The organism is Paraburkholderia sp. SEWSISQ10-3 4 (assembly GCF_030464785.1).
GTDB lineage: Bacteria > Pseudomonadota > Gammaproteobacteria > Burkholderiales > Burkholderiaceae > Paraburkholderia > Paraburkholderia aspalathi.
Genome location: NZ_JALPRI010000014.1, coordinates 109,083 through 135,313, shown reverse-complemented (window position 1 = coordinate 135,313; position 26,231 = coordinate 109,083). Strand labels below are relative to the sequence as shown.

Below are 26,231 nucleotides of genomic sequence, written 5' to 3'. Positions count from 1 at the left end.
CCCGATCATGGCCAGAGAAATCCGCCTTAACGCATTCGACATGAACTGCGTCGGGCATCAGTCGCCAGGCTTATGGGCGCATCCACGCGACACGTCGTGGCGTTACAAGCAAATCGATTACTGGACCGACCTCGCGAAACTGCTCGAGCGCGGCAAGTTCGACGGTCTTTTCATCGCCGACGTGCTGGGTATCTACGACGTCTTTAACGGCAACGGGGAAGCCGCGATTCGCCAGGCCGCGCAAGTCCCGGTCAACGATCCCGTGTTGCTCGTCTCGGCGATGGCGAACGTGACCGAGCATCTCGGCTTCGGCGTGACCTGCTCGCTTTCTTACGAGCACCCGTATCCGTTCGCACGGCGCATGTCCACACTCGATCACCTGACTAATGGCAGGGTTGGCTGGAACATCGTCACGTCGTACCTGGACAGCGCCGCACGCAATGTCGGCTTGCCGGCCCAGGCCAATCACGACGAGCGTTACTCGCTTGCCGAGGAATATCTCGAGGTCTGCTACAAGCTGTGGGAAGCGTCGTGGGAAGACGACGCCGTGGTGCGTGATGCCGCGCGGAAGGTCTTCACCGAACCGTCGAAGGTCCATCCCATCAATCACCGTGGGCAGTATTTCGACGTGCCGGGCATTCATCTCTGCGAGCCGTCGCCTCAGCGCACGCCCGTACTCTACCAGGCAGGCGCCTCGAAGCGCGGTAAGGACTTCGCCGCGCAGCACGCCGAGTGCATTTTTATCGCTGCCCCATCGCGCACGATCCTGAAGAATTTCGTCGCCGATATCCGGGCACGCGTGAAGTCATTTGGCCGCGATCCGCACGACGTGCTGATTTTCAACCTGCACACGGTGATCACAGGCAAGACGTCAGCGGATGCACACGCGAAGCACGCCGACTATCGCCGCTATACGAGCGACGAGGGTGCGCTCGCGCTGATGTCGGGGTGGACCGGCATCGATCTGTCGAAGTACGACCTCGACGAACCGCTGCGCTATATCGAGAGCAACGCGATTCAATCGGCCGTAGAGGCTTTATCGAGCGCGGATCCGACACGAGTGTGGACCGTGCGTGAGATTGCGAAGTGGGGCGGCATAGGGGGACTCGGACCGCTTTCAGTGGGAAGCCCGCAGGAGATCGCCGACGAGTTGCAGTCGTGGGTCGAGGAGACCGACGTCGACGGATTCAACCTTGCGTATGCATTGACTCACGAGAGCTTCGCAGATTTCGTCGACCTGGTCGTGCCCGAGTTGCAGCGACGAGGCGTCTACAAGACCGACTACACCAACGGCACGCTGCGCGAAAAGTTGCATGGCGGTGGTCCTCGACTGGCCGAACCGCATCCTGGTGCGGCCTACCGCACGCGCACGCCGGCCCATGCCGGATAGCACCCCGCTTACTCATAAAACATCGACTAACAGGTTGGAGATCATTGATGAAATCGTTTCTTCGTCGCAAGCTGGATGTGAGCCTTACGTTTCGCACACTCGCCCTGGCGGCGGCCACGATGCTTGCGGGCGTCGCAGCGCACGCAGCACCGCTCAAAGGTGCGCCCGCACCATTCGACAAGGGCGGCGTGAAGATCGCGCTCGTCAACTATCTGTCGACGGGCGATTTCTTCCAGGCTTATGAAGCCGGTGCGCAAAAGCAGGCCAAAGCGCTTGGCATCGATCTACGCATCTACGAAGGCCGTCAGGATGCGGCCGAACAACGTGAACAGATTCAACAAGCGATCAGCCTGGGCGTGTCCGCAATTATCGTGAATCACGGTTTGCCTGAATCGCTCAAGGACGTCGTGCAGCGTGCGTTGGATAAGGGCATCAAGGTCGTGGCGTTCGACGTCGACCTGGGCAATCCGAAGGTACCGCAGATCGAGCAGAGCGATCGCGATCTGGCAGCGCTGCTGCTCGATCAGGCGGTGAAAGACAACGGCGATACCTTTGCCGCCGGCTATGTGTACGTAGCGGGTTTTGCACCGCTCGACCGGCGCGATGCGGTATGGCGTGACTTCAAGGCTGCCCATCCGAAGGTTCAGGAGAAGGCGCGCTGGGGCACGGTGGACAATCCGATCGCGCAGTCGGTGGCCAACCAGGCTGCTGCGGCCTATCGTGCGCACCCTGAAATTCGTGTGGTTTTCGCGCCGTACGACGAATTCGCACGCGGCGCGAAGCTCGCTGCGGACGAGGCGAACCTGTCGTCGAAACTGCGCATTTACAGCGCCGATATTTCGACCTCCGACATCGAGGCGATTCGCGCGCCGAATAGCGCGTGGGTGGCGACCGCGGCGACGAATCCGGCGGTGGTGGGTGCGGTGTCCGTACGGGCCGCGGCTTTGCTGCTCGCGGGGCAGACGCCCGAGCACCGGATTGTTGTCAAGCCGACGCTGATCACGCGCGACGATCTGGTGAAGAACAACATCAAGACGATTGCCGAGCTCGGCGATAAATTCCCGGCATTCCGTTCGAGCGATGCCGCGACGGCAGCGTGGATTCCGGCAGCGGACTGAGTGTCAGAGGCCGCACCGTCAATCATCTCCTTTGGACTTAAATGAGCAAACGTAGCGGACACCTGCGCCTCGGCGCTTTCCTTTACCCTGCCGGACACCACATCGCGGCGTGGCGACATCCCGAGGCGCAGGCGGACGCCGGCGTGAACTTTCGCCACTACGTCCGGCTCGCACAAGCGGCCGAGGCCGCGAAATTCGATCTGATCTTTCTCGCCGACGGCGTGGGGACACGCGGCGACAACGTCGATTTTCTGAGCCGCACCGCGCACAGCTACGTGGCGCAGTTCGAGCCGATCACGTTGCTGTCGGCATTGGCAGCTGTGACCGAGCGCATCGGTCTGGTCGGCACAGCCTCGACGAGCTTCAACGAGCCGTATCACATTGCCCGCAAGTTCGCTTCGCTCGATCACATTAGCGGAGGACGTGCGGGTTGGAATCTGGTCACTTCGTCGAGCGAGCACGAAGCGAAGAACTTCAACCGTGACAAACATTTCGATCACGCCGAGCGTTATGCCCGCGCCGCTGAATTCGCGGAAGTCACAGCAGGTCTGTGGGACAGCTGGGAGGACGACGCGTTCGTCCGCAACAAAGCTGAAGGGCGTTTCTTCGACCCCGCCAAACGGCACGTGCTGGATCACAAGGGACGCTTCTTTCAGGTCAAGGGTCCGTTGAATGTCGCGCGCTCTCCGCAGGGGCATCCGGTCGTCGTGCAGGCCGGGTCGTCCGAAGCAGGCCGGGACCTCGCAGCAAAGACGGCCGAGGTGATTTTCACGGCACAGCAAACGCTGCAGGACGCGGCAGACTTTTACGCTGACGTGAAGGGGCGCATGACGGCGTACGGCCGTCATCCGGACGATCTGAAGATTATGCCGGGCGTGTTCCCGATCGTGGGACGCACCGAAAGCGAGGCGAAAGAGAAGTTCGAGCGGTTGCAGTCGCTCGTCGACCCGAAGGTCGGACTTGCGCTCGTATCCGGGTTGACCGGTGGGTTCGATCTCTCGGACTATCCACTCGACGGGCCGATCCCTGAGCTGCCCGAAACGAATGCGAGCAAGAGCCGTCAGGTGTTGACGATCGAACTGGCTCGCCGCGAGAACCTCACGATTCGCCAGCTGTATTTGCGGGTTGCGGGTGCACGCGGCCATTGGCAACTCGTCGGCACGCCGGCGCAGATTGTCGATCAACTCGAAGAGCGCTTTGTGAATCACGCCGCTGACGGTTTCAACGTGATGCCGCCGGTGCTGCCGGAGGGTTTGACCGATTTCGTCGAACTGGTATTGCCGGAGTTGCGGCGACGTGGGTTGTTCCGCGAGGACTATGAAGGACGCACGCTGCGCGAGAACCTGGGATTGCGACGGCCGAAAAGCCGCCATTCTCCTGTACTTCAATCCGGCGCATAACTTTCCACGATTCGTTATTTCCTCCGGGCGCGGCCGTCGCCTACGCTGAAACGATAGATGCATGCGTCTGCCGCCGCGCGTTGCGTGCTGCGGCCGTTCAACGAATCGTTTCAACGTGATGAGGATGCGAACATGAGCGATATCGTCATCGATGCACCGGTGTCTGCCGCGACGGTCGAGGCAGACTTGAACTACCTCGAGTTCACTGGCGAGAAGCCGGTGTCGTACCAATACGAACCACCGCCGGGTGTGCCGAAGCGCAGTGGCGTGTACCGGCCGCATCGGGTGAGTATTTCGAATGCCCGCGTCGCGCCACCGCCTGGCGCGTTGTCGCTCGATCGTAACGGCTTCGAACTGCATCGGCACGCTAGCGTGCTGAGCGATTTCTCCGATCCGGCAAAGATCGAATCTGTCTACTATCGCGAAGCGGAGCAGTTGCTAAAACAGGCCACCGGCGCTCGCCGGGTGGTCGTGTTCGATCACACGCTGCGAGACGGCAATCCTGAGCGCAGCAATGGTGTGAGGGAGCCGGTCAAGTACATCCATAACGACCAGACGTTCGTGTCGGGGCCGCGCCGGGTGCGCGATCATCTGCCGACTGGTGAAGCGGAGCGCTTGCTGCAGGGCCGGGTGGCCATCGTCAATCTGTGGCGCCCGATCGGAGAAACGGTGCAATCGTCGCCGCTCGCGCTATGCGATTCGCGCAGTATCACGCTCAACGATCTGGTGGCCTCGGACCTAGTTTATCCCGACAAGGTCGGCGAGACGTATGCGTTGGTCTTCAACCCGCGGCATCGCTGGTACTACTTTCCGCAGATGTCGCCCGATGAATTCCTGCTGCTGAAGATTTACGACTCGGCGGGCGACGGCATCGCGCGTCTCACGGCCCATACGGCATTCGACGATCCCACGTCGCCGGCCGATGCGCCGCCGCGCCGGAGCATCGAATTGCGCACACTGTTGTTCTTTTGAGCGCCGGCGTTGAGCGCGCCGGCATGCCGTGAAATGCAGGGCGGCCGATAGCGGGACGCGTCTGCTGCAGCATCGCAGAATCTGCAATATCGAAAGCGTGAATTCTTGTTTGTTTGTGACGCAGCGTTTGGTTAGCATGCGGCGTTTGGGTCGTTGCTTTACTTCTTTGGTCGACGCGGCTTTGGTTTTTCGTCGAAGGAGGTAAGCGTAACGCTTGCCCGGTGCGTTTTCACAGCTCTCACGCCTTCGACATGTCAAGCCTCCATGCATCCAACGCCGGCCAGCAGGCCACCGGCGTGACACGACGGCTGGCCGCCGCGATCGCTCAGGCGTCGCCGTCGCGCGACGCCGACGCCATTGCCGCCGCAAGACGCGGCATTCTCGACTTTCTCGCTGCCGCCTTTGCCGGCGCGAGCGACAGCGGCTGTCAAAAACTCCTGTCAGTCAGCGCCAACGACTCGCGCGGCGAAGCCTCGGTGATCGGCAGCAGCGCCCGTGCATCCGCGCAGCAGGCTGCGTTGCTAAACGGTTACGCGGGGCACGCACTCGATTACGACGATGTGCACAGCAGCGTAAGAGGACATCCTGCGACGGTCTTGTTGCCCGCGCTGTTCGCGCTGGCGCAAACACGCGGCAGCAGCGCGCTCGACCTGCTCGACGCCTACGTCGTCGGCGTCGAAACGATGGCGCGCCTCGGCCTTGCTCTCGGCAGCCGGCACTACGAGCAGGGCTTTCACAACACCGCGACGTTGGGCGCGCTTGGTGCGGCAGCCGCTGCGTCTTATCTGCTGAAACTCGATGCCGCCGCCATTGAGAACGCGCTGGGTCTTGCCGCCACACAATCCGCCGGCTTACGCCTGCAGTTCGGCAGCGAAGCGAAACCCTTGCATGCCGGGCTTGCCGCCCGCGCCGGTTTATTCGCCGCCGAGCTCGCGGCAGCGGGACTGCAGGGCTCGCCTGAAGCGCTGGACGGACCGGTCGGCTTTTTCGCCGTGTTCAGCGGCGGCGCAGCGCAACCCGAACGCGTGCTCGACGGCTGGGGCGCACCGTGGCAAATCGCAGCCCCGGGTTTGTACTTCAAGCCGTGGGCATGCTGCACGGCGACGCACTACGCCGTGCATGCCGCATTGACGTTGCGCGACACACACCGTCTCACGCCGGACGACATTGCCGAGGTGACGGTGATATTTCCGCCCGGCGGCGACACACCGCTTTCCAGACATTTGCCTTCGACCGGACTTGAAGCGCGTTTCAGTGTCGCTTACGCAGTTGCGGCCGCGCTGACGGATGGTTCGCCCAGTGTGGCCACATTTGCCGATGTGCCAGTGCGCGACGACCTGATCGCGCTCGCACGGCGCGTGGCAAGCCGCCACGATGAAAGCGCCGCGCGCGCGTCGACCGATCCGGCCACGCGTTTCTCGACCGTCGAAATCGCATTGCGCAACGGGACGGTACTGAGCCATAAGACAGACCGTCTCTACAGCGCGACGGATCTGGCCGCGAAATTCGCGGACGCGACCGGTCACGACGAACGTCTCGCGTTCATCCCCGCGCATATCGACACGATGCAGAGCACCGCCGACCTCGCGTCCCTTTTCAATGTCTTCGCACAGATCCACGTATGAGCACGAATAACAGCAGTACCCGCAGGCAAATGCGTCTCGGGCTCTTCATTCAGGGTGCGGGACACCACGTCGCCGGCTGGCGGCATCCTGACGCGCAGGCGGGCAGCGAGAATCTGGCGTTGATGCAGCGCATCACGCAGACCGCCGAGCGTGCGAAATTCGACATGGTCTTTCTCGCCGACGGTCTCACCAGCGGCCCCGATGCGCATCCGTCGATGGCGATGCGGCTCGAGCCGCTGTGCCTGCTGTCGGCGCTCGCCATGGGCACGCGCCACATCGGTCTCGCCGCCACTGCGTCGACCACATATAGCGAGCCGTATCACGTCGCACGCGCGTTTGCGTCGCTGGATCATCTGAGTAGCGGACGCGCAGCGTGGAACGTCGTGACGACTTCGTACGACCGCACGGCCGCGAACTTTACACGTGGCAATCATCCGGATCACGCGCTGCGCTATGAAATGGCGGGTGAATTCGTCGACGTCGTCAAGGGGCTGTGGGACAGCTGGGATGACGACGCGGTGCTCAAGGACAAGGCGAGTGGCGTCTACTTCGATCCCGCCAAGGTGCATACGCTGGATCACAAGGGGCAGTTCTTCGCCGTCAAAGGTCCGTTGAATGCGTCGCGTCCGCCACAGGGGCATCCTGTGGTGATCCAGGCCGGCTCGTCCGGCCCGGGGCAGGACCTGGCCGCGCGCACGGCGGAAGTGGTGTTTACCGCGCAGCAGACTATCGAAGAAGCGCAGGTCTTCTATCGCGATCTGAAAGGCCGCTTGCCGAAATTCGGCCGTGAGGGTCAGCAGTTGCACGTGATGCCGGGCGTGTTTCCTGTCATCGGCAGGACGGAGCAGGAAGCGAAAGACAAATACGCGCAGTTGCAGGAATGGACCGATACATCGGGTGCGTTGTCACTGTTGTCCGACCGGTTGGGGCATGACGTGTCGAAGTATCCGCTCGATGGTCCTTTGCCGGAGTTGCCCGAATCCGATCAGTTGAAGAGTCGCGCCAAACTGCTGACCGATCTCGCACGCCGCGAGAATCTGACTTTGCGCGAGCTGTACTACCTGGTGGCCGGCGCGCGTGGGCACCGCATCGTTTGGGGCACGCCTGTGCAGGTGGCGGATGCGCTCGAAGAATGGTTCACGGGCGAAGCGGCCGACGGTTTCAATATCATGCCGCCGTATTTCCCGGGTGGCCTCGACGATTTTGTCGAACTCGTCGTGCCGGAATTGCAGCGGCGTGGGTTATTCCGCACTGAATATAGCGGCACTACTCTGCGTGATCACCTCGGTTTGCAGCGGCCTGTGAGCCGCTATGCGGGGCAGTGAGATACAAGAAGTAAAAGGCGGAAAGTAAAAAGCGGCGTCTGCTCAGCAGACGCCGCTTTTTTTTCAAGCTTGCATCCCGATTCGCGCCGTACTGGCAGGTGCGGATCATTCGAGATCGCCTAAATCGCGAAGTGGCGCAGATCCAGTGCCAGCGATGTGCGGGGTGGCACCGCATGAACGGTCTCCGGCGCGGACGGCGTATGCGCCAGAAACTCACGCGTACGCGGACTGACTGGCGCGCGGAACAGCGCGTTAGCCGGGCCGTGTTCGACAATCACACCGGCCTCGGTGAAATACACCGCATCGCTCACTTCCTCGGCAAAGCGCATCTCGTGCGTGACGAGCACGCAGGTCATGCCGTCCCTCACCAGATCGCGGATCACGGTCAGCACTTCGCCCACGGTCTCCGGGTCCAGTGCCGAGGTTACCTCGTCGAAGAGAATCAGATCCGGCTGCATCGCGAGCGCGCGTGCAATCGCCACGCGCTGTTGCTGACCGCCCGACAGTTCACCCGGATACGCATGCGCCTTGTTCTCGAGGCGCACCTTCTTCAGCAGATCGTAAGCGGTGCGAGTGGCATCGGCTTTGTCGCGCCCGAGGATGCGCACCGGCGCGACAAGCAGATTGTCCAGTACGCTCAGATGCGGAAACAGGTTGTATTGCTGGAACACGAAGCCGACGCGCTTGCGTAGTTCGATCTCGTCGCGTTCAGAGGCGAGTTGATCGACTCGGGTACCGTCGACTTCGATCTCACCGTACTGGGGACGCAATAGCCCGGTAATGCAGCGCAAAATCGTCGACTTGCCCGACCCGGACGGTCCGATGATCGATACGGCCTGACCGCGGAACACGTCGAGGTCGATGCCCTTGAGCACCGGCGTCGCGCCGAATGACAGATGCACGTCGCGCAAGCGGACCAGAGGGCGCGGACCCGCAGCGGCTGCGGGAGCGAGCGAGACATCAGCTGAAAGCATAGCGTTTCTCAAGAAGGCGGGTGAAGCGCGCGATCGGGTAGCAGTAAGCGAAGAACAGGCCGAGCACGGTGAAATAGACGAGGACCGTGAAATCCGCGCGCGCCACGGTATTGCTCGCCACCTGCGCGGTGTCCAGCAAATCGTGCACACCCACCAGCGAAGCGAGCGCGGTCGCCATCGTGATGCTCGCGTACAGGTTCATCCACGGCGGCAGCATCCGCTTCACGCATTGCGGCAGGATGATCCAACGGAACACCTGGCTTCGGCTGAACGCAAGCGAACGTGCCGCATCCCACTGTGCATGAGGAATCGACTGGATTGCGCCGCGGAAGATCTCGGCGAAGTTGGCGCTGGCAGGCAGCGCGAGACCGAGCGTGACCTTGAACCAGTCGGGAAACGGCACGACGTGTTGCCCGAGCGCGATTTCGAATGGGAATACGTAGGTCGAAAAATAGATCAGCACGAGCAGTGGGGCGTTTCGAAACACCTGCACATAGCCGCGAACAATCAGCCGGACGCCCCGGATCGGAGACAACAGCAAGGGGCCGAGCGCAAGACCGGCGAGTGTGCCGAGCGCGACGGCAAGCAGGCTGATTTCGATGTTGACCCACAGCGATTTGCCGAGCGCCGGTGCCCACGTGATGAGTGCGGCGAGTGCGGGATAGCTTGGGCCATGCGCGATCTCGTGTTCGGCGAGCGCCAGCAGCGCGGCGACGCCGACTACGCTGGCAAACGCAAAGAGGGAACGGTAGCGTCCGTCCCGCGCGGGCACGGTGATGGATTCAGTGGCCATAGCCGGGCATCCTCAGACGAACTTCGAGCCAGCGTCCCGCGCGATTGATCGCAAAGGTCAGTGCGCCGAAGAACAGCAGGATCAGGATCATCAACTCGAGCACGTTGTCGCGCTGCGTCCAGATCATGATCGATGCATACGTGATGTCGCCGACGGCGATTGCGGAGGCAACCGTGGTCATCTTGACCAGGTCGACCATGTTGTTAACGAGCGCGGGGAGTGCATAGCGCAGCGCGAGCGGCAACTGCACGCTCCAAAGGCGCTGGCGGCGGCTGAAACCGAGCGACTGGGCCGCTTCGAGTGTGGTGCGCGGCACGGCTTCGATACCGGCGCGCAGGGCTTCGGCATGAAACGCGCCTTTGTGCAGCGAGATGACGATCGCGCTCCAGATGAACGGCGTCAGCGGATTGCCGCCCAGATTACGCAGCGCCTCGCTGAGCAGCATGTTGATCACCAGAAAGGCGCAGAACAACTGCACGAGCGTCGGCGTATTGCGCGTGATCTCGACGAACACGCGAGCGGGGCGCGCGAGCGCCGGACGCTGTGAGGTGAGTAACGCCGCCAACGCCACACCGGCGCCCAGACTGCCGAGCGCCGTCACGAGCGAGAGTTCCAGCGTGACCAGCATGCCGTGCAGGAACGACGCGAGTTCATCAGGCGCGAGCACGAAACTGTAGTTCAGCCCGATCCTGCTGATCGCATCGACCACGCTAGTTGCGGCGTGCGAGAGCACTTGCGTCGACTCGCTCATGCACCTTGCGCCTTGTACTTCGTATGCAGATCGAGCACGGCCTGCGAGGGCTGCATGCCGTTCTTGTGCTCGACGTCGATCAGCCAGCCGCTGCGATGCCAGTCCTGCACGATTTTTTCGAGCGCGCTCTGCGTATCCGTTTCACCCTTGCGAACCCAGATCACCGACGGCGACGGAATCAACTCGTTCGATACGGGAATCGTGTAGTCCTTCCAGTCCGGATTGCGTGCGACGAGCAAGCGTAGCGTAGGGGCAACGTGAACCGCGGCGACGCAGTTATTACCGCGCAGCGCGAGCAGCGACTCCGGCTGGCCGCGGAATGCCTTGACCTGTGCGCCATATTCTTCGGTAAGCGGTTTCGTATAGTTGCTGCCCTGCGAGACGCAGACGGGCTTGCCGCGCACGTCGTTCCAGGTCTTGATGCCGCTGTCCTTGCGGGTAATCAGCGCGCCGCCGATTTCCTCAAACGGGGTTGGCGGATAGGAGAAGAGCTCCGCGCGCTCCTTGGTGACTTCCATGTTGGCGATCAGGGCATCGACCTTGCCTTGCTGCAGGAACTGCACGCGATTCGACGGTTGGACCGGCGTCAATTCCACGTCGACGCCGAGGCGTTTCGCGACGTCGTTCGCGAGATCGATATTAAAGCCGAGCGGTTTCTGTGTGGCCGGGTCCAGCGAGCCGAACGGCGGCCCCGACAGGATCACGCCGATGACGATCTTGTGCCGCTGATGAATCCGATCGAGTGTCGTATCGGCGTGGGCGGCACTGGCGCCCAATGCTGCAAAAAGCGTCACGGCGCGCAAGGCGCGCTGGAGGGTGGGGCGGGTCGGTCGGCTGAACATGAAAGAGTAGGCGGAAGTCAGGTTGGATCCTGATATCGCTCCGGCCGATCGGTGTGACGTCGTTGCTATGAGGCCACCATGACTCGCCGGAGGAGAAATACAGGATGCGATTCGGGACTGCCTATTCTCGGCATGTGTGACGCCGGAAAGAACCAAGGATTTTTCATACCGTTATCTGATTCGCGCATTTATGCAGACGTGAGCGTTGTTGAAGCGGAGAAATGGATGTTGTGGCGGATTTGACGGGCTAATTTGACCGGCGATCCACCGGTTGTGTGTACCGCGCTATATCCGGCTGATACGTTTGCTGCCTGTTGCGGCACGCCGGCATGCTTTTGGAAAGCATGCCGGCGTGTTTGTGCGGCTAGCGCGTTGATGCTCTTCTGAATCAGAAATCCAGTCCCGGCCCACCTGCGCCCGGACCGCCTGGCTGGCCGGCCGCCGGCGCATCCTTCGGTGCTTCATGAACGGTGGCGTCGGTGGTCAACAGCAGACCCGCAACCGAGGCCGCGTTTTGCAGCGCCGTACGCGTGACCTTGGTCGGATCGAGCACGCCCGATTCCACGAGGTCGCCGTATTGACCGGTCTGTGCGTTGTAGCCGAAGTTGCCCGTGCCCTCTGCCACTTTCGCGACCACTACGCTGGCTTCTTCACCCGCGTTCGTCACGATCTGGCGCAGCGGTTCTTCGAGCGCGCGCAGCACGATCTTGATACCCGCGTCCTGATCGGCGTTCACGCCTCGTAGGCCGCTGATGGCCTGCTTCACGCGAATCAGCGCAACACCGCCGCCCGGCACGATACCTTCTTCGACCGCAGCGCGCGTGGCGTGCAATGCATCGTCGACACGGTCTTTCTTTTCCTTGACCTCGATCTCGGTTGCGCCGCCCACCTTGATGACCGCCACACCGCCTGCCAGCTTCGCCACACGTTCCTGCAGTTTTTCGCGGTCGTAGTCGGAGCTTGCTTCTTCGATTTGCGTGCGGATCTGCTTCACACGCGCTTCAATGTTCTTGCTGTCGCCGGCGCCGTCGATGACCGTGGTGTTCTCCTTGCCTACCTCGATGCGCTTGGCTTGGCCCAGTTCAGCGAGTGTTGCCTTTTCGAGCGTCAGGCCGGTTTCTTCAGCGATCACCTGGCCGCCGGTCAGGATCGCGATGTCTTCGAGCAGGGCCTTGCGGCGGTCGCCGAAGCCCGGCGCCTTGACCGCGACGGTCTTCAGAATGCCGCGAATGTTGTTGACCACGAGCGTAGCCAGCGCTTCGCCTTCCACATCTTCCGCGATGATTAGAAGCGGGCGGCCGGCTTTGGCGACCTGCTCCAGAATCGGCAGCAGGTCGCGGATGTTCGACACCTTCTTGTCGTGCAGCAGCACGAACGGGTTATCGAGCACCGCAACCTGTTTGTCCTGATCGTTGATGAAATACGGCGACAGGTAGCCACGATCGAATTGCAGACCTTCCACCACGTCGAGTTCATCGTCGAGCGATTTGCCGTCTTCCACGGTAATGACGCCTTCCTTGCCGACCCGGTCGATCGCTTCGGCGATACGCTGACCGATCGACTCTTCGCCGTTGGCCGAAATCGTTGCGACCTGGGCGATTTCCTTGCTGGTCGTGGTCGGCTTGCTGATCTTCTTGAGTTCGTCGATCGCGGCGATCACGGCCTTGTCGATGCCGCGTTTCAGGTCCAACGGGTTGAGGCCTGCCGCGACGTATTTCTGGCCTTCACGCACGATGGCTTGCGCAAGCACGGTTGCGGTGGTGGTGCCGTCGCCGGCGGCGTCGCTGGTGCGGGAGGCCACCTCCTTCACGAGTTGCGCGCCGATGTTCTGCACGCGGTCCGGCAATTCGATTTCCTTGGCGACCGAGACGCCGTCTTTCGTCACCACCGGCGAGCCGAAGCTGCGCTCGAGCACGACGTTGCGGCCCTTCGGACCGAGCGTGACCTTAACCGCATTGGCCAGAATGTTGACGCCTTCTACGAGCTTCGAGCGGGCGACGTCGCTAAAAATGATTTCTTTTGCTGCCATGGTTTGATGCTCCGTTCGTTATTGCGTGACGACTGCGACGACATCTTCTTCGCGCAGCACGAGCAGTTCGTTGCCGTCGACTTTGACCGACTGGCCGGCGTACTTGCCGAACAGCACGCGCTCGCCGACTTTCAGGTCGGGCTCGATGCGTTTGCCGTCGCTGTCGCGCTTGCCCGGCCCAATGGCGATCACTTCGCCCTGGTCCGGCTTCTCGGCGGCGCTTTCGGGAATGACGATGCCTGAAGCAGTTTTGGTTTCCTGGTCGAGACGCTTGACGATCAAGCGGTCATGCAAGGGACGTAGGCTCATGGTTCGACTTCCGCGATTGAAATTTGGCACTCGTCGGTGGTGAGTGCTGACCGGAATCGAGTATAGAAAGATGCCGCGCGACGCTCCAATAACGGATTCATCGATCCTTATCGGCGAATGGCATTTCAGAAACGCGCATATCCATAGCTTGATTCGCTGGTTTTGCAAGGTGGGCCGCGTCCCTATACTGATCCGTCGAATCGGCACGTCCCATTGGGACGCCGATACACGCTCACAGGACAATCAGCCGGATCAAGCCTGATCCGTGCGCTTATACAAGGAATGACGGTATGCAGGTCTCTCAGGAAAGCACAGCACGTGCACGGCTTCAGGCGGCGCTCAGCGCGTTGCCGGCGCTCGCTAAAGCGATCGGCGAAGATGCCGCGCAACGCGAGGTGCGGCGCGAGTTGCCGTTCGACCGCTTCGCATTGTTTCGCGAATCGGGGCTCGGCGTGCTCCGTTTTCCGGTCGAGTGGGGCGGCCTCGGCGGTTCGCTGGAAGATCTCTTCCATGTGATCGCCACGCTGGCTGCGGAAGAGTCGAATGTCGCGCACGCATTGCGGATTCATTTCGATCTGACCGAGCAGTTGGTGCTGTCGCCGCGCTCCGCCTTCAACGACACGCAGATCGAGCGTGTACGGGAAGGGGCGATCTTTGGAGGTGCGTCAACGGAGCTCGGCACATCCAGGCCCGGCGAAATCGTCACCAAGCTGGTGCGCGACGGTGAGCATTTTCGCGTAACTGGCAAAAAATATTACTCGACCGGCACGGCGTTCTCCGACTACGCGCGTATCAACGTGCAGGATGAAAACGACGAGAAGGTATCAATCGTTATCCCGGTCTCACGTGAAGGCCTGCAAGTGATCGACGATTGGGACGGGATGGGTCAACGCATGACGGCGAGCGGCAGTCTCGTGCTCGACAACGTGCAGGTATTTGCCCATGAAATCGCAACGCGCGGCTATACGAGTCTTGCGGGCCGCCATGGCAGCGCGGTGCGGCAATTGCATCTGGTCACGGTCGCGGCGGGTATCGTGCGCAACATTCTCGCGGATGCGCGGCGCTACGTGACGCAATACGGTCGCCCGGTGCTGCATAGCCCGGCGCCCTCGGCACGCGAGGACGGTTTCGTGCAACAGGTGGTGGGCGATCTCGCGGCGCATAGTCTATCCATCGACGCGCTGGTCGCGCAAAACGCACGCACGCTGGACCGTTCGGCAAATGCAATCCGTAGCGGCGCAGCCAATGCGGAAGGACTCGTGCTGGAAGGGTCCTTGGCTACCGCCAAAACGCAACTGGTGGTCAGCAAGCTGGCCCTCTATGCGGGCGAGCGTCTGTTTGAAATCGGCGGAGCATCGGCCACTGGGCGAGCGCACAACTTCGACCGTCACTGGCGCAATCTGCGTACGATCTTCAGCCACAACCCGTTGCTGCATAAAGCACGCGTGATCGGCGATTACGAGTTGAACGGCGTGACCACGCATCTGACTGAAGGGCGCGTTTTCTGAAATGCCGGGAAAAACGCCACGATCCTTTCACCCATCATCCATTGATTGAATGCCATGAGCCGAGATCTGCTATTGCTGTTGGAACCGGGCTTCACCGATCCGAACCACCCCGGCGAGCGCTTCATCTGTCCTGATGGCGCGCCTATCGAAGGTCTGCTCGCGAGCGATCCTGCGCTCAACGCACGCCTGGATATTCGCCGTTTGCCGTTTCCGCGTCCGCGCGCCGCGGTGGTGGAAGCACTCAATGCCGAGCACCAGAGTCTGCCGGTGTTGATTTTCGGCGACGAACAGCCTGCGCCGGCAGATGCCCAGACGCTGGGCGAGAAGCGCTTCGTGACCGATACGCGCCGGATCCTCGATCTGCTCGCGCAGCGCCACGGTTTTCCTAAGGTGCATTGACGTAGTGACTGCATTGAGGCCGCCTGTTGATCCTGAGCGCGCCTCGTCACACGGCTCAGAAACAACAGGCACCCGATTCTCATCGGGTGCCACCTCACCTGCATCAGAACTGATGCTTGATACCTGCCGACACAGCCACCTGTTTGTCGGTAGCGGACGGCGTGAGATAGCCGATCGCAGCGACTGCGGTCCGGCCCAGCGAGTCCGTACCGCTGGCGTGCTGAAAGGCACTGGTCAGGTACAGATCGGTGGCTTTCGACAAAGAGTACGCACTCGTGAGATTCAACTGCTCGTATTTCGCGCTGCCCTTGCTGCCGACGCTTCCTCCTTCCGTATAGTCGAACGATGTGCCGAAGCGCAGGAACGGTGTGGCCTGATAGCGCAAGCTTGCGCTAACTGTGCTGAGCGATGTCGAGCCGCTGTAGTTGAGCGAATTGAGCGACGCGTTCGAGCCTAGTCCGCGGAACTGCGTATTCGAGTAGGCCGCGCCGAAGATCGCGCCGCCGCTCGTATAGGTTGCCGCAACCGAAACGGTCTGCTGCGTGTGTGCCGATGCGAAGCCGGCGATCGCCGGATTGGACTCGGGGGCGGTGGCCGATCCGGCGGACCCCAGGTTATTGCCCGTGGCGCTCGCATTGGCGTTGGTGCCGTAAAGCGAGGTATTCGGATTGCGTGCATTGACGATCGACGCAGCGAACGCGAATGCGCCACCGGTGTAGCTGGCGCCTGCGGACCATAGCTGGTTCTGCGTGACATTGCCGGCCACGCCGCCGACGCTGTACAGCGCGCCGAAACGGAACCCGTTGAAAGAATCCGACTGGTACTTGATCGAATTGTTGATGCGGTGCGTGAAGTTCAGATTGTCGTAGTCGGCCGGATGGATCGAAAGGTTTCCCCCAAACCAGACGTAGAGCAATGGCGATACGAAATCCACCGACGTATCGCCCTGACGTCCCAACGTGAACGTGCCGTAGCGGTCGGCGCTGACACCCACCCACGCCTGACGGCCGAACTCGGTGCCCCCTTGTCCTAGCGCGCCGCTATTCACGCTAAGCCCGCTTTCGAGCTGGAACAGTGCCTTCAATCCGCCGCCCAGATCTTCCACGCCTTTCAGGCCCCAGCGGCTCGACGACAGGCCTGATGTGCCGCTGTCGAATTGCGACACCTGGCTGCCGCCCTTAGGTTTGCCGGAAGCGGACGTTGCAGCGGTTTGTGTGTTGTTCGCATACGTGAGGTTGCCCGTGACGATCCCATACAGCGTGACGCTGCTTTGGGCACTTGCTGTGCCAGCCACTAAAGACGAAACGCCAAATGCGAAAAGCAGTTTTTTCATAGTTGTTGGAATCAATATTGAGGGAGCGCGAGAGAAGTGGTGCGTCGAGGTTCGCGGTGAAGTGAGCAGTCACGATAAGCAAAACGAACTTATTGAACAAACAAGAAAATTCGATATGGATATCGGTTGTTTCCCTAGAAAATGCGCTTAAACGGCGATCTTTAAGCAATAACGCCAACCATCGGCATTAGATATGCAATCCTGAATTCATTCGTTCTTTTGTCGTGTGGCGATTGATATCTTGCGGCGCATCCGATAGACATTGCAGAGCGCTGCCGACGGCATGACGCTCGCATTCGAAGGGAGTACGCTTGAGCCATCACAGGGGATTTCATTCCGGACGTCGTCACGCTTTGCTTGGGCTCGCGGGTAGTGCGGCCGGCATCGCGCTTGGCCCATTCACACCGTTGGCGCAGGCTGCGGTTCAGGCCAGCACGGTGTCGCCTCGACGCGGCGGCAGGCTGACGGTGCTGGTGAATCCGGAGCCGAACGCATTGGTTAACTTCGCAACCACGGCGGGTGCGGAACAGAGAATCAGCCCCAAGGTCACTGAAGGTTTGCTGGCCTATGACTTCAACGTGCAGCCGCGCGCGCAACTCGCAACCGCCTGGTCAATCAGCCCCGACGGTTTGCAGTACACGTTCAAGCTGCGAGAGGGTGTGCGCTGGCACGACGGCCAGCCGTTCACCTCGAAGGACGTGGCGGTGTCGATCGGGCTGCTGAAGCAGTATCACTCGCGTGGCCGCTCGACCTTCGCCAACGTGCTGGAAGTCGAGACGCCTGACCCGCACACGGCATTGCTGAAGTTATCAAAGCCTGCACCGTATCTGATCTATGCGCTTGCCGCGTCGGAATCGCCAATCGTGCCGGCGCACATATACGGCAGCGGCAATCCGCTGGAGAATCCCCATAACATCGACCCGATCGGCACGGGACCCTACCGGTTCAAGCGTTGGGAGCGGGGCAGCCATGCGGTGTACGTGCGCAATCCTGACTACTGGGACGCACCGAAGCCGTATATCGACGAACTGGTCGTGCGTTTCATCAGCGATCCCGCAGCGCGTGCCGTCGCACTCGAAACTGGCGAGCTGGATCTGGCCGGTGAGAATCCGGTGCCGCTGCTCGACATCCAGCGCTTGCAGGCACTGCCTCATCTTGCACTGGAAACGCGCGGATATAGCTACAACGCCGCGCAGACGCAATTGCAGTTCAATCTCGACAACCGCTATCTGGCGAAGCAAAAAGTTCGCGAGGCGATTGCGCACAGCATCGACCGCCAGACCATCCTGAAGTCGGTCTGGTACGGCTACGGGATCGTTGCGCCTTCACCGATCAGCCCACTGTTGACCCAGTTCTACGATCCGAGCGTGCCCACCTTGCCGTACGATCTCGCCAAAGCGGAGCAATTGCTCGATGAGGTGGGTTTGCCGCGGCAGTCCAACGGTTTCCGCTTTCCGCTGACGATCGACTTCAACCCCTACGATTCGACGTTCGCGCGTCTTGCCGAATATTTGCGGCAGACGTTGCGGCGCGTGGGGATCGAGTCGACGGTGCGCTCGCAGGATTTCGCCGCCTATGTGAAGCGGATCTACACCGATCGCGATTTCGATCTGGACGCCAACTTTCTCGGCAATACCTTCGATCCGACCGTGGGTGTGCAGCGCCTCTACTGGTCGCGTAACTTCAAGAAAGGGGTGGCGTTCTCCAATGCGTCGCACTACGACAACCCTGAGGTCGACCGCCTGCTCGAAGCAGCCGCGGTGGAGAACGATCCGCGCACGCGGGTCGACTATTTCAGGAAATTCCAGCAGGTGGTGGCCCGTGATCTGCCGATCGTCGATCTGATCACGCTCAAGCAAGTGACTCTGTACAACAAGCGCGTGCATAACCATACGGTGACCGCGGACGGTCTGGGTGGAAATCTGGCCGATGTGTTTCTTGCATGAGCTAACGATCCAGAAGGGTGCATCGCCTTTCCTCCGCACCGTGCTTTGCATATGCCTAACGATTGGTTCGTTTGCTGCCGCAGCGGCTTTATCGTGAGCGCTGCGGCAGCAGCATTGCCGAAAAAGACATGACGACATTTCACGCGGCCGTGACTGGCCGAATCATCGGCAAAAGGATCGGGATCACATGGCAGGGCTGAATCGACGCGATTTTCTGATTTCATCGGGCGCAGCGCTCGCGGCGGCCGGTATGCCGGCACTGGCGTTCGCCCAGGGCGAGGCTGCCGCGCCGAAGCGGGGCGGTACGCTAAACATGCTGATCAATCCGGAGCCGCCGGTGCTCGTGTCGATCTTTCAGACCACGGGTCCCGCGCTCATTGCGAGTTCCAAGGTGCTGGAAGGCCTGCTCGCTTACGACTTCGATTTGCAGCCCAGGCCGCAGTTGGCCACGGCATGGACCGTGAGCCCGGATGGCCTGAAATACACCTTCACGCTGCGGCAGAACGTCAAATGGCACGACGGGCAGCCGTTTACCTCAGCCGATGTCGCTTTCTCGATCGATTTGCTCAAGGCGGTGCATCCGCGTGGCAGGAGTAGTTTTGCCAATGTGACGCGTGTGGCCACGCCGGACGCGCGCACGGCGGTGATCGAATTGGCGAAGCCGGCGCCGTATCTGTTGAAGGCGTTGTCGGCGGGTGAGTCGCCGATCGTTCCCAAGCATCTTTATGCATCGGGCGATCCTCTGGCCAATCCGCACAACAATGCGCCGATCGGCACCGGGCCGTTCCGCTTCAAGTCGTGGACGCGCGGTGCGAATATCGTCTACGAACGCAATCCGGACTATTGGGACGCGGGCAAACCGTATATCGATGGTCTCGTGTTCAAGGTCATTCCCGACGCCGCCGCCCGTTCCGCCGCATTCGAAACTGGCGCGCTCGATCTGGGCGGCGAGAATCCGGTGCCGCTCACCGATCTGCCGCGGCTCACGCAATTGCCGCAGCTGGCCGTCGAAACGCGCGGCTATCGCTTTCTGGAACCGCTCGCCGAGATTGACTTCAATCTCGATCACCCGATTCTCAAAGACCTCCGCGTGCGCCAGGCGATCGCTCACGCGATCAATCCGCAGGTCGTACAGCGCACCGTGGCATACGGCTATGCCGATGTGTCACCCACGCCGATCACGCCCGGGTCTCCGTATCACGATCCCAAACTCGCGCCGTATGCATTCGATATCGGCAACGCGGAGAAACTGCTCGATGCGGCGGGTTATCCGCGCAAGGACGGCGGCGTGCGCTTTGGTTTGACGCACGATTTTCTGCCCTATGGCGACATGTATCGCCGCCAGGCGGATTACGTGAAGTCGGCGCTGGCGAAGGTCGGCATCGACGTCACGGTGCGCTCGCAGGATTTGCCGGCGTTCCTGAAGCGTGTGTATGCAGATCGTCAGTTCGACTTCACCAGTATCGGCGTCAACACGCTGTTCGATCCGAGCGTGGGGGTGCAGCGCCTCTACTGGTCGAAGAATATCCGTCCGGGTGTGCCGTTTTCGAACGCGCCGCACTACAGCAATCCGGAAGTCGACCGCCTGCTGGAAAGCGCGTCGATCGAAACCGATGAGAGCAAACGCGTCGTGCTGTACCAGCAGTTCCAGCAGATCGTCTATCGCGAGCTGCCGATTCTCAACCTGGTCGCGCCACGCATGGTCACGCTCGCGAACCGTCGCGTCCACAACCATACGGTTTCCGCGCAGGGCCTCGAAGGCAATCTCGCGGATGTCTATCTGAGCGCGTGACAGGAGAGACACGATGAGTCGACGTTTGCGTTTCGCAGCAATTGCACGGCGTACCGCGTGGCAGGCGCTGCCGACGGTGATCGGCATCGTGATCCTGAATTTCTTCCTGCTGAAGCTGATGCCGGGCGACGCCGCGGATGTGCTGGCCGGCGAATCCGGCTCCGCGACGCTGGAGACGATGCAGGTGCTGCGCGCGAAGTTCGGGCTCGATCAGCCGGTTCTGCATCAGTTGTGGTCGTACCTCGCGCATCTCTCGCATTTCAGCCTGGGTTATTCGCCGCGTTACGACATGCCGGTGATGCAACTGATTCTGTCGCGCCTGCCGAATACGCTGCTGCTGATGAGTGTCGCGTTGTCGTTCGCGATCGTGGCTGGCGTGGTGCTCGGCGTGGTGATGGCGCATTGGGCCGGCAAGTGGCCCGACCGGGTGTTGTCCGTGCTGGCCTTGCTGTTCTATTCGACGCCGGGTTTCTGGATCGGCCTGCTGGCGATCGTGTTGTTCTCGGTGCACCTGGGCTGGCTGCCGAGCGGGGGCAACATCACGCTCGGCGTGCAACTGCACGGCGTCGCCTATTTCGCCGATGCAGCCAGACATGTACTCCTGCCAGCCGCGACGCTGGCGACCTTCTTTGTCGCGATCTATGCGCGGCTTACGCGGGCCGCGATGCTCGAGGTGCAACGCCAGGACTTCGTGCGCACCGCGCAGGCCAAAGGTTTGCATCCATGGCGTGTGACGGTGCGGCATGTGTTGCGCAACGCCCTGATGCCGCTTACGACGATCATCGGGATTCATTTCGGCACGCTGCTAGGCGGCGCTGCCGTGACCGAGACGGTGTTCAGCTGGCCGGGTCTCGGGCGTCTCGCGCTCGACGCCGTGATGGCGCGCGATTTCAGCGTGCTGCTCGGCGTTCTGCTGCTGTCGTCGTTGCTTGTGATTGTCGCCAATGTGCTGGTCGATCTGCTGCAGGCGTGGCTCGATCCGCGCGTGGCGTGACGTCACGGTTTCGACACTCATGCTGACTTCTAGAGGGATGAAATGGCTTCCGACTCTTCCAATCTGATTGCCACGCCGCCCGAACCCACGACGTCGCCGTGGCGGCGTCAATTGGCCGGCACGCTGTTCGGTCAGCGACGTGCCGGCTCTTCGGATACATCGGGATCGCGCGGCGCGGGTCGAGGTGTATGGCGAGCGCTGGTGCGTAACCCGTCGGCACTTGCCGGCCTTCTATTGCTCGCGGCTTTTATCGCACTGGCACTCAGCGCAGGGCACCTGTTTCCAGGCGATCCGCTTGATATGGTGGGGGCGCCCTTCGAATGGCCGGGTGTGGACCCGCAATACCGGCTCGGCACCGATTCGCTAGGACGCGATGTGGCTGCGGGCATCGCGCATGGCACGCGCGTGTCGCTGCTGATCGGTGCGGCGTCGGCGGGTATCGGCCTGGTGATCGGCACGCTGGTCGGCGCGATAGGGGGCTTCTTCGGGGGCGTGATCGACGATCTGCTGGTACGCGTGACCGAACTCTTCCAAACGGTGCCGTCGTTTCTGCTGGTCATCGTGATTGTGGCGATCGGCCGGCCGAGCGTGACAATCATCGCGCTGGCGATCGGCATCGCCTCGTGGCCCACCGTCGCGCGAATCGTGCGGGCCGAATTTCGCACGCTGCGCCAGTCGGACTTCGTGCTCGCCGCGCGCAGCCAGGGCTTCAGCAACGCGCGCATTATCTTCGGCGAGATTTTGCCGAACGCGTTGCCGCCGGTGATCGTGACCGCTTCGGTGATGGTGGCGAGCGCCATTCTGATCGAGTCGTCGCTGTCGTTTCTCGGCATGGGCGATCCGAACGTGGTGAGCTGGGGCGGCATGATCGGCGCCGGCCGCGATTCGTTGCGCACCGCCTGGTATCTGACCGCCGTTCCCGGCGCGGCGATCGTGCTTGCAGTGCTCGCGCTGAACCTGCTCGGCGACGGCCTGAACGACGCGCTCAACCCGCGCCTGCGCGAACGGGTTTGACGACCCCGCTGACAACGTACAGAGGATGCACCGTGGCAAACCTGCTTGAAGTACGCGACTTGCGCGTCAGTTTCGGCGCACATGAAGCCGTGCGCGGCCTGAGTTTCGATATCGCGCAAGGCGAGACCCTCGCGCTGGTCGGCGAATCGGGTTGCGGCAAATCGGCGACCGCGCTTTCGTTGATGCGCCTCGTGTCCACGCCTGGACGAGTGACTGGGAGTCTGCGTTTCGACGGTCGCGAACTGCTCGATCTGCCGGCGCGCGAGATTCGGGAAATCCGCGGCCGGCAGATTTCGATGATCTTCCAGGAGCCGATGACGTCGCTCAATCCCGTACTCCCGATCGGCGCGCAGATCGTCGAGACGTTGCGGCAGCATGAGCGTCTGTCCAAAGCCGCGGCGTGGAAGCGTGCAATCGAACTGCTGGACCTGGTTCAGATTCCCGATCCGCAGCGGCGCGTGTCTGACTATCCCCACGAGCTGTCCGGCGGGCAGCGGCAGCGGGTGATGATCGCGATGGCGGTGGCCTGCCGGCCACGTCTGTTGATTGCCGATGAGCCGACCACGGCACTCGACGTCACGATTCAGGCGCATATTCTCGACTTGCTCGACGGCTTGCGGCGCGAGTTGTCGATGTCCTTGCTGCTGATCACGCACGACCTTGGCATCGTCGCCAAGCACGCGGATCGCGTGGCGGTGATGCTGGCGGGCGAAAAGGTGGAAGAAGCGCCGGTTGCGCGACTCTTCACGCAGCCACAGCATCCGTACACGCGTGGTCTGCTCGGCGCGTCGTTGAATCTTGCGGACGATCTGCATTATCGCGGCTGGAAGCTGCCAGAAATTCGCCACGGCATTGGCGACGACGGCAAGCCGACGTTCGCCGTGGTGCCGCGTTCTGCACGTACCGGGCAATATATAGCGGATGCGGATCCGGCGCGGCGTGTGGCGGCGCTCAGCAGCGCCCCGTTGCTCGAGTTGCGGGATGTACGGATCGACTATCAGCAGCGTCATGGCAAAAACGTACTGCGTGCTGTCGACGGCGTCTCGCTGCAGATCGCGCGGGGCGAGACGGTCGGTCTTGTCGGCGAATCCGGTTGCGGGAAATCGACGCTGTCCAAAGCGATCCTGCGGCTCGTGCCGACGGCGGGCGGCGAAATCCGTTTGCGCGGCACCGATCTCGTGCGGCTGGGCGAGCGTGAGCTGCGGCCACTACGGCGTCATGTGCAGATGGTGTTCCAGGACCCGTACGCGTCGCTCAATCCGCGCCGCACGGTGGCGGAGATTCTCGATACGGTGCTGGTGGTGAACGGCATCGGCAACGCGCAACAGCGCCGCTCACGCATCGCTACTATGCTTGATCGGGTGGGACTGCCGAGCTCGGCGCTAGGCCGTTTTCCCCACGAGTTTTCGGGCGGGCAACGGCAACGCATCGGGATTGCGCGGGCGCTGGTGCTGGAGCCGGATCTGCTGATCTGCGATGAGCCGGTGTCCGCGCTCGACGTATCGATTCAGGCGCAGATCCTCAATCTGCTGGTCGATCTGAAGCGCGATCTGGGGCTCGCGTATCTGTTCATTTCGCACGACCTCTCGGTGGTGCGCTATATCGCCGATCGCGTGCATGTGATGCAGGCCGGACGGATTGTCGAGAGCGGGCATCATCGCGACATCTGGCGCGCGCCGCAGCATCCGTACACGCGCACGCTGCTCGAAGCGATTCCGGGCAAGACCTTCGACGCGCAAGCCGCGTAGTCCGCAAACTACGCATAACACCGATCAAGCGGTATCAAGCAGGGCGGCTGATGCCGCCCTCGCCATCACTCAAGTCCCTTTCACTCTTTGCCGAAGTACGCGGGCAGGCGAAAGCCGTCATAGAAACGATTGCTGCGAATCGCACGCTGGAAATCAGGCGACTGATACGCCTCCACGATGTCCTGCGTCGGACGTGCATTGCGGTTCGATGCCTTGACGACGACCTGGTTGATGTACGGCGGCGTCATGTCTTCGAGCGCCAAGGCATCGGTCAGTTTGTGGCCGCTGAAGATCGCGAAATTGCCCTGAATCGCGGCGTAATCGACATCGTCGAGCGCGCGCGGCGCCTGGGCCGATTCGAGCGGAACGATCTTGATGCCGGCCGGGTTGGCGATCACGTCTCGCTCGGTCACGTCGACAGGATTGGGATTCGGTTTGATCCTGATCCAGCCGATGCGCTGAAGAATCTTCAACGCGCGCTCCAGATTGACCGGATCGTTCGGCACCGCGACGCGCGCGCCGGGTTTCACGTCCGCAAGTGAATGATGTTTGTTCGAATAGAGTCCCATCGGCGGAGTGGGAACCTGCACGACGCCGACCAGATCGGTGCCGTTGCGGTCGTTATAGGACTTCAGATAGACCTCGTGCTGCATCACATCGGCGACGATCTCGCCGCGATACACCGCCTGATTCGCTTCCAGGCCGGTGCTGAATTCGACGTATTTGATCGCGTAGCCTTTCTTGCGCAGTTGCGGTTCGACGCCGGCCTTGAACTCGTCAGCGTAAGGGCCGGGTACGAAACCGACGCGCAGTTCCTGTGCGGCGGCGTAGGCGGGGAAAGTAGTTAACGTGCCGGCGGACAGAAACGCCAGCGAGGTCTGCAGGAAATTGCGGCGGTCGAATGTCATGGCTATCCCTGTTGAACGGCCGCTTGCGCGTCCTGGGACGCCCCATGCCGCGCGATGCGCCCAAAGAACGGATGCCCCGGATCGTTGAAACCCGGCGTCGATGGATGGCCGCTCGTGACGAGCGAGTCGACGAATGCTTCGTCTTCAGACGTCAGGTGGTAGCGCAGCGCCGGCAGATAGTCCTGCCATTGCGCTTCGGTACGCGGGCCGCCGATCGTCGAGCTGATGTAGCGGCTATTGAGCACCCAGGCGAGCGCGAATTGCCCCGCGGAAAGTCCTCGCGCTTCCGCATGCTCACGGACACGCCGCGCGAGTTCGAGCGATTCGGGACGCCATTCGGTCTGCTGCAGGCGCCGGTCGCTGCGGCCCGCGCGCGTGTCGGAAGCGGGCGTCGCGCCCGGCTCGTACTTGCCGGTCAGCACGCCGCGCGCCAGCGGACTATACGAAATTACGCCAAGCCCGTAGCGGTGCGCAGCCGTTAGCTGCTCAGCTTCGGCCTGACGATTGGCAATGTTGTAGAGCGGCTGGCTTGCCACGGGCGCATCGAGTCCGAGCGCCTCTGCGGTATGACTGAACTCGGCAATCTTCCACGCGCGATGATTCGACAAGCCGTAGTAGCGTAATTTGCCTGCCTGGATCAGATCGTTGAGCGCACGCACGGTCTCTTCGACCGGTGTCTCGTGGTCTTCGCGATGAATGTAGAGGAGGTCGATGTAGTCGGTGTTCAGGCGCTTGAGGCTCGCGTCGACGGCCCGCGCGATGTGTTTGCGCGATGCGCCGCGTGCGTTGACGTCATGACTGTCGAGCGGATTGGCGAACTTGGTGGCGAGCACCCAGCGCTCGCGCTGCGCGGCGATGCTGCGACCAACCACGCGCTCGGATTCGCCTTTGCCGTAGGCGTCCGCGGTATCGATCGAATTAACCCCTTGTTCTAGAGCCTGATCGATAATGCGGGCCGAGGTCGCTTCGTCGGTGGGGCCGCCGAACATCATCGTGCCGAGCGTGAGCGTCGAGACCTTGATGCCGCTGCGGCCGAGTTGTCTGTATTCCATGTGAGTTGG

The 26,231-nt window shown here is 61.8% G+C and carries 22 protein-coding genes; 13 read left to right on the top strand and 9 right to left on the bottom strand.

Going from position 1 to position 26,231, the window contains the following annotated elements:
• The first annotated feature begins 7 nt into the window (after positions 1-7).
• The 6 genes from M0D68_RS23955 (at position 8) to M0D68_RS23930 (ending at position 7,830) form a co-directional block, all read left to right on the top strand.
• The gene (locus M0D68_RS23955) at positions 8-1,390 is read left to right on the top strand and encodes an LLM class flavin-dependent oxidoreductase (protein WP_266225572.1); all 1,383 of its coding nucleotides are present in this window, start codon (positions 8-10) and stop codon (positions 1,388-1,390) included.
• Positions 1,391-1,509: 119 nt separating this feature from the next.
• Positions 1,510-2,508: a substrate-binding domain-containing protein gene (locus M0D68_RS23950; protein ID WP_266225612.1), complete on the top strand. Its 999-nt coding sequence runs from the start codon at positions 1,510-1,512 to the stop codon at positions 2,506-2,508.
• Positions 2,509-2,549: 41 nt separating this feature from the next.
• Positions 2,550-3,908 (top strand): LLM class flavin-dependent oxidoreductase, encoded by a 1,359-nt coding sequence (locus M0D68_RS23945; RefSeq protein ID WP_266225570.1) that lies wholly within the window; start codon positions 2,550-2,552, stop codon positions 3,906-3,908.
• Between the two features lie 132 nt (positions 3,909-4,040).
• Positions 4,041-4,880 (top strand): CmcJ/NvfI family oxidoreductase, encoded by an 840-nt coding sequence (locus M0D68_RS23940; protein WP_266225568.1) that lies wholly within the window; start codon positions 4,041-4,043, stop codon positions 4,878-4,880.
• Positions 4,881-5,131: 251 nt separating this feature from the next.
• Positions 5,132-6,505 carry an MmgE/PrpD family protein gene (locus M0D68_RS23935; RefSeq protein WP_266225567.1) on the top strand — a complete coding sequence of 458 codons (1,374 nt, stop codon included), beginning with the start codon at positions 5,132-5,134 and terminating at the stop codon, positions 6,503-6,505.
• Positions 6,502-7,830, top strand: a complete 1,329-nt coding sequence (locus M0D68_RS23930; RefSeq protein WP_093632393.1) for an LLM class flavin-dependent oxidoreductase — start codon at positions 6,502-6,504, stop codon at positions 7,828-7,830. The genes M0D68_RS23935 and M0D68_RS23930 overlap by 4 nt, the downstream gene beginning before the upstream one ends.
• A 119-nt stretch (positions 7,831-7,949) precedes the next feature.
• Here M0D68_RS23930 and M0D68_RS23925 read toward each other — a convergent pair whose 3' ends face one another.
• From M0D68_RS23925 to M0D68_RS23900, 6 genes are all read right to left on the bottom strand, one after another.
• On the bottom strand, positions 7,950-8,804 hold the full coding sequence (locus M0D68_RS23925; RefSeq protein ID WP_211701755.1) for an amino acid ABC transporter ATP-binding protein: 855 nt from the start codon (positions 8,802-8,804) through the stop codon (positions 7,950-7,952).
• Positions 8,791-9,597, bottom strand: a complete 807-nt coding sequence (locus M0D68_RS23920; RefSeq protein WP_093632397.1) for an amino acid ABC transporter permease — start codon at positions 9,595-9,597, stop codon at positions 8,791-8,793. Before M0D68_RS23920 ends, M0D68_RS23925 begins: the two co-directional genes overlap by 14 nt.
• Entirely contained in the window at positions 9,587-10,348 is a 762-nt protein-coding gene (locus M0D68_RS23915) for an amino acid ABC transporter permease (RefSeq protein ID WP_093632399.1), read from the bottom strand. Before M0D68_RS23915 ends, M0D68_RS23920 begins: the two co-directional genes overlap by 11 nt.
• Positions 10,345-11,190 carry a transporter substrate-binding domain-containing protein gene (locus M0D68_RS23910; protein ID WP_266225565.1) on the bottom strand — a complete coding sequence of 282 codons (846 nt, stop codon included), beginning with the start codon at positions 11,188-11,190 and terminating at the stop codon, positions 10,345-10,347. Before M0D68_RS23910 ends, M0D68_RS23915 begins: the two co-directional genes overlap by 4 nt.
• Before the next feature lie 388 nt (positions 11,191-11,578).
• The gene (gene groL, locus M0D68_RS23905) at positions 11,579-13,219 is read right to left on the bottom strand and encodes a chaperonin GroEL (protein WP_093632401.1); all 1,641 of its coding nucleotides are present in this window, start codon (positions 13,217-13,219) and stop codon (positions 11,579-11,581) included.
• 18 nt (positions 13,220-13,237) lie between these two features.
• Positions 13,238-13,528 (bottom strand): co-chaperone GroES, encoded by a 291-nt coding sequence (locus M0D68_RS23900; protein ID WP_007177123.1) that lies wholly within the window; start codon positions 13,526-13,528, stop codon positions 13,238-13,240.
• A gap of 290 nt (positions 13,529-13,818) precedes the next feature.
• Between M0D68_RS23900 and M0D68_RS23895 the strand changes: the two genes are divergently transcribed.
• Together M0D68_RS23895 and M0D68_RS23890 are read left to right on the top strand one after the other, a co-directional pair.
• Positions 13,819-15,036: an acyl-CoA dehydrogenase family protein gene (locus M0D68_RS23895; protein WP_266225563.1), complete on the top strand. Its 1,218-nt coding sequence runs from the start codon at positions 13,819-13,821 to the stop codon at positions 15,034-15,036.
• 54 nt (positions 15,037-15,090) lie between these two features.
• Positions 15,091-15,435, top strand: a complete 345-nt coding sequence (locus M0D68_RS23890; RefSeq protein WP_266225561.1) for a DUF3088 domain-containing protein — start codon at positions 15,091-15,093, stop codon at positions 15,433-15,435.
• Positions 15,436-15,538: 103 nt separating this feature from the next.
• On the opposite strand, the gene M0D68_RS23885 is transcribed toward M0D68_RS23890, so the two are convergent.
• A complete protein-coding gene (locus tag M0D68_RS23885; RefSeq protein WP_266225560.1) occupies positions 15,539-16,768 on the bottom strand; it encodes a porin in 1,230 nt (409 codons plus the stop codon).
• A gap of 311 nt (positions 16,769-17,079) precedes the next feature.
• Between M0D68_RS23885 and M0D68_RS23880 the strand changes: the two genes are divergently transcribed.
• The 5 genes from M0D68_RS23880 to M0D68_RS23860 all read left to right on the top strand — a co-directional run bounded on the left by M0D68_RS23880 (position 17,080) and on the right by M0D68_RS23860 (position 24,262).
• On the top strand, positions 17,080-18,714 hold the full coding sequence (locus M0D68_RS23880; protein ID WP_266225559.1) for an ABC transporter substrate-binding protein: 1,635 nt from the start codon (positions 17,080-17,082) through the stop codon (positions 18,712-18,714).
• 187 nt (positions 18,715-18,901) lie between these two features.
• The gene (locus M0D68_RS23875; RefSeq protein WP_266225558.1) at positions 18,902-20,506 is read left to right on the top strand and encodes an ABC transporter substrate-binding protein; all 1,605 of its coding nucleotides are present in this window, start codon (positions 18,902-18,904) and stop codon (positions 20,504-20,506) included.
• Between the two features lie 13 nt (positions 20,507-20,519).
• Positions 20,520-21,500 carry an ABC transporter permease gene (locus tag M0D68_RS23870; protein WP_266225556.1) on the top strand — a complete coding sequence of 327 codons (981 nt, stop codon included), beginning with the start codon at positions 20,520-20,522 and terminating at the stop codon, positions 21,498-21,500.
• A gap of 42 nt (positions 21,501-21,542) precedes the next feature.
• The gene (locus M0D68_RS23865; RefSeq protein WP_266225554.1) at positions 21,543-22,514 is read left to right on the top strand and encodes an ABC transporter permease; all 972 of its coding nucleotides are present in this window, start codon (positions 21,543-21,545) and stop codon (positions 22,512-22,514) included.
• 32 nt (positions 22,515-22,546) lie between these two features.
• Positions 22,547-24,262 carry an ABC transporter ATP-binding protein gene (locus M0D68_RS23860; RefSeq protein ID WP_266225552.1) on the top strand — a complete coding sequence of 572 codons (1,716 nt, stop codon included), beginning with the start codon at positions 22,547-22,549 and terminating at the stop codon, positions 24,260-24,262.
• Between the two features lie 80 nt (positions 24,263-24,342).
• On the opposite strand, the gene M0D68_RS23855 is transcribed toward M0D68_RS23860, so the two are convergent.
• Both M0D68_RS23855 and M0D68_RS23850 read right to left on the bottom strand, forming a co-directional pair.
• Positions 24,343-25,170 (bottom strand): MetQ/NlpA family ABC transporter substrate-binding protein, encoded by an 828-nt coding sequence (locus M0D68_RS23855; protein ID WP_266225550.1) that lies wholly within the window; start codon positions 25,168-25,170, stop codon positions 24,343-24,345.
• Positions 25,171-25,172: 2 nt separating this feature from the next.
• On the bottom strand, positions 25,173-26,222 hold the full coding sequence (locus M0D68_RS23850) for an aldo/keto reductase (RefSeq protein WP_266225548.1): 1,050 nt from the start codon (positions 26,220-26,222) through the stop codon (positions 25,173-25,175).
• Between the last annotated feature and the right edge of the window lie 9 nt (positions 26,223-26,231).

Coding starts and splice junctions, on each gene's coding strand:
- M0D68_RS23955 (WP_266225572.1), top strand. CDS start 8: ATGGCCAGAGAAATCCGCCTTAACGCATTCGACATGAACTGCGTCGGG.
- M0D68_RS23950 (WP_266225612.1), top strand. CDS start 1,510: ATGCTTGCGGGCGTCGCAGCGCACGCAGCACCGCTCAAAGGTGCGCCC.
- M0D68_RS23945 (WP_266225570.1), top strand. CDS start 2,550: ATGAGCAAACGTAGCGGACACCTGCGCCTCGGCGCTTTCCTTTACCCT.
- M0D68_RS23940 (WP_266225568.1), top strand. CDS start 4,041: ATGAGCGATATCGTCATCGATGCACCGGTGTCTGCCGCGACGGTCGAG.
- M0D68_RS23935 (WP_266225567.1), top strand. CDS start 5,132: ATGTCAAGCCTCCATGCATCCAACGCCGGCCAGCAGGCCACCGGCGTG.
- M0D68_RS23930 (WP_093632393.1), top strand. CDS start 6,502: ATGAGCACGAATAACAGCAGTACCCGCAGGCAAATGCGTCTCGGGCTC.
- M0D68_RS23925 (WP_211701755.1), bottom strand. CDS start 8,804: ATGCTTTCAGCTGATGTCTCGCTCGCTCCCGCAGCCGCTGCGGGTCCG.
- M0D68_RS23920 (WP_093632397.1), bottom strand. CDS start 9,597: ATGGCCACTGAATCCATCACCGTGCCCGCGCGGGACGGACGCTACCGT.
- M0D68_RS23915 (WP_093632399.1), bottom strand. CDS start 10,348: ATGAGCGAGTCGACGCAAGTGCTCTCGCACGCCGCAACTAGCGTGGTC.
- M0D68_RS23910 (WP_266225565.1), bottom strand. CDS start 11,190: ATGTTCAGCCGACCGACCCGCCCCACCCTCCAGCGCGCCTTGCGCGCC.
- groL (WP_093632401.1), bottom strand. CDS start 13,219: ATGGCAGCAAAAGAAATCATTTTTAGCGACGTCGCCCGCTCGAAGCTC.
- M0D68_RS23900 (WP_007177123.1), bottom strand. CDS start 13,528: ATGAGCCTACGTCCCTTGCATGACCGCTTGATCGTCAAGCGTCTCGAC.
- M0D68_RS23895 (WP_266225563.1), top strand. CDS start 13,819: ATGCAGGTCTCTCAGGAAAGCACAGCACGTGCACGGCTTCAGGCGGCG.
- M0D68_RS23890 (WP_266225561.1), top strand. CDS start 15,091: ATGAGCCGAGATCTGCTATTGCTGTTGGAACCGGGCTTCACCGATCCG.
- M0D68_RS23885 (WP_266225560.1), bottom strand. CDS start 16,768: ATGAAAAAACTGCTTTTCGCATTTGGCGTTTCGTCTTTAGTGGCTGGC.
- M0D68_RS23875 (WP_266225558.1), top strand. CDS start 18,902: ATGGCAGGGCTGAATCGACGCGATTTTCTGATTTCATCGGGCGCAGCG.
- M0D68_RS23870 (WP_266225556.1), top strand. CDS start 20,520: ATGAGTCGACGTTTGCGTTTCGCAGCAATTGCACGGCGTACCGCGTGG.
- M0D68_RS23865 (WP_266225554.1), top strand. CDS start 21,543: ATGGCTTCCGACTCTTCCAATCTGATTGCCACGCCGCCCGAACCCACG.
- M0D68_RS23855 (WP_266225550.1), bottom strand. CDS start 25,170: ATGACATTCGACCGCCGCAATTTCCTGCAGACCTCGCTGGCGTTTCTG.
- M0D68_RS23850 (WP_266225548.1), bottom strand. CDS start 26,222: ATGGAATACAGACAACTCGGCCGCAGCGGCATCAAGGTCTCGACGCTC.